Consider the following 2,331-nt stretch of genomic DNA (forward strand, 5'->3'; position numbering starts at 1 on the left):
ATATATAAGTTCATTAGTGTCGAATTGGAAATTACAAGGGAGGGTAGGTAAGGTTTGAGAAAAAACCTTACCTTGAGTATATATTATTTAATTGTAAATCTTAAATCTTAAAATATAGTTACTCCACTTACCTTGATTCTGTAATTTCTTTCTCTGTTACTAATTTTAATTGTAATGCAATATCCCTATATAATTTTGATAAAGGTCTCTTATGAAGTTCATCTTTTAATATATAATTATTAATTAGAATTCTATAAAAAAAGCTGGTATTTATAGGATCTCCTTTTGCTATAAATAAATTTTCTATCGAACTTCTGTATGATTTAGGGTATTTAATTTTAGATTTAAAAATTAACTCTTCAACATGGTCTGTATGACCATTATAAAACTGTTTCAATTTAAGAAATCTATTATATCCTTTAGATGGAGTCTCAATATTTATTTTAATAAAATTGCCAAATAAGTTTGGGCTTAAGAGTTTGAACGTAAATTTAATATCATCTAGACCGAGTTCATAGGGACTCTTTAATAGCTCTTCATATAGTAAATGACCATGAGCATCCTTTCCTATAAAATTTAAAGGATTATTTTCTTCTTTTGCTCCAAAACCATTGCAAACAGAGCATGAAGGGATTAGATTATAATACGAGATTCCTAAAAAAGGATAAATACTTTTAGGATAAAAATGGTCTATTTGAGGCTTTACATCTCCACTATGAGAATGTACACTATAAATATATCCCCTATTACAATATGAGCAAGTCCCTATACCTATATTGCTTATAAATTCATCTTTTGAAAAAAACTTATCTAGCTCATAACAACTATCTACAAAAATATTATAGATAATTCTTTTGAAGCTGCTCCATGTTTGATTCTTACTTCCAATAAAAAGATTTGGATAATCATTTTTATATTCTATGATAATCTCTCTTAACCTGTTAGGATGAGAAATGACTAATTCTTTAAGATTAGGATAATCTCCAAGCTTAGCAGGGTCTTCTTTTATCAAATAGTTTAAAAAAATTCTGCATTGTGTCCGAACTTTGTATTTTCCACTATTGACACCACCTTGTCTTAATACTTTTTTTATGCGATAAACAAGACGGTCTTTTATTTTAGAATTCCAATGATTTTCAGCAAGAGTATCATTATAAGGTATATTTATCATTATTTATTTTCTTTTTTAGTTCTTCCAATTCTACTTCTAATTCAACAATCCTAAATTTGTTTTTGTCTTCAATATTATTATATAGAGACGTATAGAGTTGTGTTCTGATAAAAGGCTCTCCTATAAATTTTATCTTTTTTTCAATACACTCTATATCCTTCTTTCTAGTTTCAGTGGAAGTTTGTGAAACTTCTTTTATAAGATTTCCGATTTTCTCTATGGCAAAACTGCCTGTATACTCTTTTAAGAAAAAGCTGTCATGTAAAAGGTCGTATATATTAGCCCCAAAGGTATCTTCCTCCATACATCTTTTAGGCTTTCCCTGTTCTAAAAATAATACATTTTCTTTTGGTATATCTGAGAGAATAAATGGAGAATGAGTTACAAAACAGATATTAATACTGTAAATATTATCTAGTTTTGCTCTACTAATTTGCTCCAATAGTTTTTTTACATACAGTCTTTGAAATTCAGGATGGAAGTATAATTCTATTTCTTCAAAGAGGAGATTAATATGTTTATATTTTATTATGTTAGAATCTGATATCGTAGAATTAATATTTTGTAAATGATAAATTACAGAACTAATGTTGTTGAGATTTTGTCTTTCTCCTGAACTTAAGTTAGATAGTAATGAGTATTCATTATCCATCAAAGATTGTTTAATAACAACCTCAGTGTCAAATATTGGAGGTGGGAGTAATTCTATAATAGCTAAAATATTATCTTGTTTATTAATTATATTATCTAATCTTCTTTTATATTCCGAGAAATCAATTATGCATGAAGATTCTATTTCTGTATGCTTTATTAGATCCAATTCTTTTATAAATTCTATATCATTATCTTTCTCTGGTTCTATATATTTATACTTGTTATTATATTTTATGTAATTGAGTGTTTGTCTCAATTTTAATGTGATATGGCTTTTTTCTTCTTCTATGTCTTTCAATAGAATTTTAAAGCAATTCTCTAAAGATTCTATGTATTTATCTATTATGGCATTATATTCGAAAATAGAATTAAAAGTGTTCAGTGTATCTATTGGATAGATATTGTTTTGTATATAACATACTCTTTAGCCTTACTTATTAAAGTATCCTTATATAAATCCTCTTTGTTAAATCCTTTTAGTTCTATGTCCCAGAGCTTCCTAATAG

The 2,331-nt window shown here is 26.8% G+C and carries 2 protein-coding genes; both read right to left on the reverse strand.

Going from position 1 to position 2,331, the window contains the following annotated elements; all coding sequences use genetic code 11:
• Positions 1 to 127: 127 nt before the first annotated feature.
• A complete protein-coding gene (locus HGC4_RS07215; protein WP_050709454.1) occupies positions 128 to 1,171 on the reverse strand; it encodes an HNH endonuclease family protein in 1,044 nt (347 codons plus the stop codon).
• Positions 1,152 to 2,123: a hypothetical protein gene (locus HGC4_RS07220; protein WP_050709455.1), complete on the reverse strand. Its 972-nt coding sequence runs from the start codon at positions 2,121 to 2,123 to the stop codon at positions 1,152 to 1,154. The genes HGC4_RS07215 and HGC4_RS07220 overlap by 20 nt, the downstream gene beginning before the upstream one ends.
• Positions 2,124 to 2,331 lie beyond the last annotated feature (208 nt).

Origin of the sequence: Dysgonomonas sp. HGC4, assembly GCF_001261715.1 — a bacterium.
Lineage (GTDB): Bacteria > Bacteroidota > Bacteroidia > Bacteroidales > Dysgonomonadaceae > Dysgonomonas_A.